Source organism: Novosphingobium sp. SG720 (assembly GCF_012275365.1).
In the GTDB taxonomy this organism is placed as follows: Bacteria; Pseudomonadota; Alphaproteobacteria; order Sphingomonadales; family Sphingomonadaceae; genus Novosphingobium; species Novosphingobium rhizosphaerae.
Window position 1 is genome coordinate 37,539 of the sequence record NZ_JAAZQN010000011.1, and the last position, 6,429, is coordinate 43,967.

Sequence of the window (6,429 nt, forward strand, 5' to 3'; positions counted from 1 at the left end):
ATTTGCATCATGGCGGAATCCACTCCGCCGGCCAGGGGACGAGGGCCGCGATCCGGCGGACGGAAGAGGCAGCGAGGGCCGCGCAAGGCCGCGCCCGTGCCCGATGCCGCCGGTCAGTCGCCCACCGTCACACCGGCCGGCCATAGCGCGGCGCAAGGCGCCGTACCGGCAAAGTCCAAAAGCAAGGCCCGTGGGCGGGGCCGCGCCCGTGTTGCCGCGCGCAAGGGCAACCGCAAGACGATCGGCAACGGCGCTGCCCCAGTTGCTGCGCAGACCGCACCGGCGCCACTGGGCGTGGACATTGCCGCGCCAGACGCGCTTGCCCCCGATCTCTTGCCCGAGGCGGAAGCGAATGCTGCGGCGCCGCATGTGATGGTGCCCCAGTTGGCGCCGGAATCGGTGTTTGCGCCGCAGCCAGGGTCCGCGCTGGGCGGTGCAGGCGCGCGCGCCTGGCACAAGCCGGTGCCGTTTCATCGCCAGGCCTATGCCGCGATCGACCTTGGCACCAACAATTGCCGCCTGTTGATCGCTCGCCCTGCAGGCGGCCATTTCGTGGTGATCGATGCCTTCAGCCGGGTGGTGCGGCTGGGCGAGGGGCTGGCACAATCCGGCCGCCTTTCCGATGCGGCGATGGATCGTGCGCTTGCCGCGCTGCATGTCTGCGCCGAAAAGCTCAAGAAGCGCAATGTGCACCTGGCGCGTTCGGTGGCGACCGAGGCCTGCCGCCGCGCCAGCAACGGCGCCGAATTCATCGAACGGGTTCATCGTGAGACCGGCATCCGGCTCAACATCATCACCGCGCAGGAAGAAGCCCGGCTGGCCGTGCTCGGCTGTCATATCCTGCTCGAACATGGCGATGGCCCGGCGATGATCTTTGACATCGGCGGCGGATCGACCGAAATGGTCCTGGTCGATCCGGCCGATCCGGTGCCGCGCATCCTGGATTGGCAAAGCGTGCCCTGGGGCGTGGTCTCGCTGACCGAGGGCGTGGGGCCGATTGCCGACAACCCTGCCGCGCGCGCCGCCGCCTATGCCGAGATGCGCGCGCGCGTGGCCGAGGGCTTTGCCCCGTTCATCGAACGCATCGCGCCCACTCGTGCCCAGGCCCTCGCCGATGGCGCCATTCGCCTGCTGGGCACCAGCGGCACGGTGACCACGCTGGCCAGCCTGCACCTCGGGCTGCCGCAATATGACCGGCGCGCGGTCGATGGGCTGATCGTGCCCACCCAATCGATGCGCGCCATCAGCCAGAAGCTGGCCCACCTGTCCCCGGCCGAGCGGATCGCCGTGCCCTGCATCGGGCGCGAACGCTCGGACCTGGTGGTGGCCGGCTGCGCGATTCTGGAAACCATCTTCGACATCTGGCCAGCCGACCGGCTGGGTATTGCCGATCGCGGCATCCGCGAAGGCATCCTGCGCTCCCTCATGGCGACCGGCGGCGATGCCGTGCGCAGCCGCGAGGCCTTGCGCCAACTGAATAGCGGAGCAAATCTATGAGCCGTTCCGGAGTCATCCTATGAGCCGTTCCGGCAAGGACCCGCACGAGCGCCTGAAAACCGCCAAGAAGCGCACCGCGTCTTCGGCCCGGTGGCTCTCGCGCCAGATCAACGATCCTTATGTGAAGCAGGCCAAGGCCGACGGCTGGCGCAGCCGCGCCGCGTTCAAGCTGATCGAACTGGACGAGCGCTTTGCCCTGCTCAAGGGGCGGCAGCGCGTGGTCGACCTTGGCATTGCGCCTGGCGGATGGAGCCAGGTGGTGCGCAAGAAGGCGCCGCAGGCCCGTGTCGTGGGCATCGATCTTTTGCCCACCGAACCGATCGAGGGCGTGACCATCTTCGAGATGGACTTCATGGCCGACGAAGCCCCGGCCGCGCTGGAAGGCGCGCTCGACGGACCGCCCGACCTCGTGCTGTCCGACATGGCCGCCAACACCGTGGGCCACAAGCAGACCGACCACTTGCGCACCATGGGACTGGTGGAAACGGCGGTGGACTTTGCCATCCACACCCTGGCGCCGGGCGGGGCATTCGTCGCCAAGGTCTTTGCCGGGGGTACCGACGGCGATCTGCTGACAATCCTCAAGCGCAACTTTTCCAGCGTGAAGCATGCCAAGCCGCCGGCCAGCCGCAAGGATTCCTCGGAGTGGTACGTGATCGCGCAAGGTTTCAAGGGTCGGGCGGAAACACCCCAAGACCAAGGTCTTGGCGAGGCAGACGTGCACGGCCGGGGATAATCCCGGCCGGGGCCAAAGAATCCCGTTGCGATGCGCGCCGCTCTCAGCTAACCGCCCCTCTCCCACCCGTGGCCCTTGTTAGGGGCCGCGCGAAGAGAGGCCCGATGGCGGAGTGGTGACGCACCGGACTGCAAATCCGTTTACGCCGGTTCGATTCCGGCTCGGGCCTCCATTTCCAGCGCTCGGCAAAAGTTTGGCGGCCATGCCGGCGCTTCCGATCTCGCCGGTCTGCATTCTAAAGCATTGCTAACGGCATCTTAGGGATGGCAAGGCAAACAGGTGGCGTCGCCTGTTATGGGCTTTGCTGCCAGGAACGCCGTGTCGATGCCTTCGATTCCGCTCATCGCGCCCAATCCGCCGCGTCTCAGCAGCATGGCCCAAGGCCTTGCCGCGATCGAGGCGCGTGCCATTTTCAGCAATGGCGGCCCTGCGGTGCGGGCATTCGAAGCGGAAGCGACTGCGCAATTGTTTGGCGGGCAGGGCGATTGCCTGGCCGTGGCCAATGCCACGCTGGGCCTGATCCTGGCCATACGTCATGCCGCCGCCAAGCGTATCCGCCCCGGCGCGCTGGCGCTGGTCCCGGCCTTTACCTTTGCCGCCACCGCGCAGGCCGCCCAGTGGGCCGGGCTCACCCCGCTGATCCACGATGTGGATCCACAGACCTGGGCCTCTGATCCGCGCATCGAAGAGCAGTTGCTGGCCCGCCATGGCGAGCGCGTGGCCGCCATCGTGCCCTATGCCGCATTTGGCCGCAGCCTTGATCTCGATCGCTATGCATGGCTGGCGCGCCGCCATGGCGTGGCGGTGGTCATCGACGCGGCCGCCTCGCTCGGCAGTTCCGATGCGGCCGGTCGCAATTTCGGCGCGGGCGCGCCTTTTGCCGTGGTGTACTCGATGCACGCCACCAAGACCTTTGCCACGGCAGAGGGCGGGCTGGTGCATAGCGGCGACAAGGCCCTGGTCGCAGCGTTGCGGCAGATGACCAACTTCGGCTTTGGTAGCGCGCGGGCGGCAGAAATGCCCGGCCTCAATGCCAAGTTGTCGGAAGTGGGCGGGCTACTCGCCTCGGCCAAACTCGCCGAACTGGGCCAGGTCTGCGACCATCGCGCTGCCCTGGCCGACGCTTATCGCGCCGCACTGCCCCGGTTGGGGCCCAGGTTTGCCGCGCCGGCGCCGATGGAGCAGGGGCGGCAGGCCTTTCAGTTCTGGTCGCTGCTGCTGCCGCCCGAACTGGCCGGCCAGCGCGCCGCGCTGATCGCTGCCTTGGCGGCCAAGGGCATCGGTAGCGGGCATTATTTCAGCCCGCACCTGGGCCAGCAGCCGTGGTTCCAGGCCAACGCCTTGATCGAACCCGTGCCGGTGAGCGACGATCTGGGCGCGCGCGTCCTGTCCCTGCCGATCACCGATGGCATGAGCCTGGGCGACGTGGACGTGGTAATCGATCATCTGGCTGGCGCCGTGGCCGCGCTTGGCCGGCAGGAAGGGAGCAGAGGAGCGAGCGCCATGCCCGCGAGGACCACGCATGAAACGGTGCTGATCGGCGGCGGCCCGGCCGGAACGGCAATGCTCACGGCGGCGAGCAAGCAGAACCGGCTGGCGGAACTGGCCGGCGGCCTTGCCGTGGTGGAACAGGGCGATGCCCTGGGGCGCGGCGAATTGGGTCGCTATGCCATCCGGTCCGACAGCACGGCCGAAACCTTTCTGAGCGCGGTGAAGGACAACGTTCATCCCGAACTGGCCGCCCTGGTCGATCATCCGGCCGGGCTGGGCATGGCACGCCATATTGGCGCCTTGGGCGCACCACTGGTGGAAGCCGGCGACCTCTTGGCCGTGACCGGTGATCGCTTGCGCGACGTGGCGCTGGAGCATGGCGCGCGGGTCTTGACCGGCCATGCTGCCATCTGTGCGCGGCGCGAAAGCGACGGTCGCTGGCGTACCACCGTTCGCGATGGTGCGGGGCAGGCGCAGGACCTGGTATCACGCCATATCGTCCTGGCGACGGGCGGCCAGCAATGCCCGCAGTCGGTGCAGGATGCCAAGATTGCCGGGGGCACGTTGGGCGCGATTGCCGGTGAGCGGTTGGTGCTGTCCGACGCATTCCTGCGCCTGGGCGGGCCCGAAGCCTTGCGAGAGCGCCTGGCCGACGTGCGCAACCCGCGCATTGCGATCGTTGGCGGATCGACCAGCGCGGTGGCGGCGGCGGTTCTGCTGCTCAAGTCCGATCCCGCGTTGCCGTTGGGTGCGGGTGCGATCACCTTGATGCATCGCCGCCCGCTGCGGCCGTTCTACCCCTCGCGCGAGGCGGCGCTGGCCGAGGGTTTTACCGATTTCAGCGACGCCGATGTCTGCCCGGTCAGCGGCTTTGTCTATCGCCTGGCCGGCTTGCGGCTGGAAGCGCGGGAACTGGTCTTGCGCATGCTGGCCGTGGGCGGGCGTGCCCCCGATCCGCGCCTGGCGCTGTTTCAACTTGGCCAGCATGACGACGCCACGGCCCGGGCCGTGCTTGATGCGGCAGACGTGGTGATCGGCGCCACGGGCTATCGTCCGCGCGCCTTGCCATTGTTCGATGCGGATGGTGCTCCGATCGTGCTCGCGCCCGATGCGCCTGAACCAGGGCCGCTGGTCGACCGTCACTGCCGCGTGCGCGATGCGGCGGGCCAGGTCGTGCCCGGCGTCTACGGCATCGGGCTGGCCGCCGGGTTCGTCCCATGGGGGCCGCTGGGCGGCGAGCCCAGTTTCCGTGGCAATGCCAACGGGCTGTGGCTGTGGCAAAACGATGTGGGCCAAATGATTGTCGATGCAATCCTGCCGGCCGCTGCCCAGGCGCCAGGGGCGCAGCAGGCCGTTGCATGACCGACGCGCCGCTGATCAGCGTGGTGATGGCGGCCTATAACGGCGGTCCGCTGATCGAAGAGACCATTGCCAGCGTGCTGGCGCAGACTTTGGCCGATTTTGAACTGGTGGTGGTGGACGACTGTTCCACCGACGACACGCTGGATCGGCTACGCCGCGTGCGCGACCCGCGCGTGCGCGTGATCGCGGCAGAGCGCAACGGCGGGCCGGTGGTGGCGCGCAACACGGCCTTTGCTGCTGCGCGAGGGCGCTACATCGTCGGGCTGGACCAGGACGACTTGTGCCACCGCACCCGCTTTGCCGCGCAGCACGCTTTTCTCGAAAGCCACCCCAATGTGGTGCTGGTGGCTTCGGCGGTCGATCTTTTGCAAGCAGGAGCGATCCTGCCGCCGCGCGCACCGCTGCAAACCTCGCCTTCATTGCTCGACTGGCGCTTGCAGTTGGGCAACCCACTGGTGTGGTCTTCGGTGATGTTCCGTGCCGATGCGGCGCGGCGGCTCGAGGTGTTCGAGCGAACCGACCGGCTCTATGCCGAGGACTTCGATTTCTACCATCGCCTGGCCCGCTTCGGCGCGATCGCGCGGATCGACACGCCACTTGCCACCTATCGCATCCATCCCGGCGGCGCGTCGCAACGCTATGCCGCGCGCATGGAGCAAAGCGCGGTAGAAGTGCTCGCCCAGCCCTATGCTGCGCTGTTCGGCGCCCATGCCGCCGAGGCGGCACGGCTGGTGCTGCATCATTTCACCGGCGGGGTTCCGGCGCCCGATCTGGCCGCGCTGCAAGAGGTTGGGCGGTTGGTCGGCGTGGTGCACGAACATTTCGTGATGACGCGGCAGCCCGATGCAACGGATCTGGCGCTGATCATGGCCGAGTACGGGCGCCTGTGGTGGCGCCTGGCCGATGCATGCGTGCGTTCGGGCACATTGTCGCGGGCGCAGGTGGCCGCACATTGCCCCGCCGGGCTGACGCGCAATCCCGCCTCGCGCATGCGTTCGGCCACGTCCTTGCTGATCGGAACGGGGCGGGCCCTAGCGTCGCGACTCAAGCAGGCCTGATTCTCGGCTTTCGTGCGTCCAAGAGAATCATGCGGACCGCATGCGGGGCAGGAAAAAAGCCAGAAAATTGACATCCAAATATCTGAAAAATATCAATTTATGGCGCCTGTGGAAGGAATGTGGAAAAATGGCCGTTGACGGTTGGGGAGAGCCTCCATATATGCCGCTTCACCGATGCGGTGCAGCCGGTTTTTCCGGCGGCTTGGTTGTTTCCAGGTGCTGCGGTGTTGGTCGCCAGATAGCTACGGACGGCTTTGGTTTCCGGTGATGAACCGGGGATTGATT

General features: G+C 67.4%; 5 protein-coding genes and 1 tRNA gene. 5 read left to right on the top strand and 1 reads right to left on the bottom strand.

The genetic code is table 11. The features are described 5' to 3' along the window. Positions 1-372 precede the first annotated feature (372 nt). From FHW94_RS22255 to FHW94_RS22275, 5 genes are all read left to right on the top strand, one after another. The gene (locus tag FHW94_RS22255; protein WP_168558039.1) at positions 373-1,497 is read left to right on the top strand and encodes a Ppx/GppA phosphatase family protein; all 1,125 of its coding nucleotides are present in this window, start codon (positions 373-375) and stop codon (positions 1,495-1,497) included. A 19-nt stretch (positions 1,498-1,516) separates the two neighbouring features. Then, positions 1,517-2,233 carry an RlmE family RNA methyltransferase gene (locus FHW94_RS22260; protein ID WP_168558034.1) on the top strand — a complete coding sequence of 239 codons (717 nt, stop codon included), beginning with the start codon at positions 1,517-1,519 and terminating at the stop codon, positions 2,231-2,233. Between the two features lie 98 nt (positions 2,234-2,331). Continuing rightward, positions 2,332-2,405 (top strand) — tRNA-Cys (locus FHW94_RS22265). A gap of 152 nt (positions 2,406-2,557) precedes the next feature. Further along, complete coding sequence (locus tag FHW94_RS22270) at positions 2,558-5,086, top strand: DegT/DnrJ/EryC1/StrS family aminotransferase (protein WP_168558035.1); 2,529 nt, start codon at positions 2,558-2,560, stop codon at positions 5,084-5,086. Next, positions 5,083-6,144: a glycosyltransferase family A protein gene (locus FHW94_RS22275; protein WP_168558036.1), complete on the top strand. Its 1,062-nt coding sequence runs from the start codon at positions 5,083-5,085 to the stop codon at positions 6,142-6,144. The genes FHW94_RS22270 and FHW94_RS22275 overlap by 4 nt, the downstream gene beginning before the upstream one ends. A gap of 97 nt (positions 6,145-6,241) precedes the next feature. Here the strand turns inward: FHW94_RS22275 and FHW94_RS23105 are convergent. After that, positions 6,242-6,429, bottom strand: a 188-nt coding sequence (locus FHW94_RS23105) for a hypothetical protein (RefSeq protein WP_210425822.1), incomplete at its 5' end; no start/stop codon positions are given.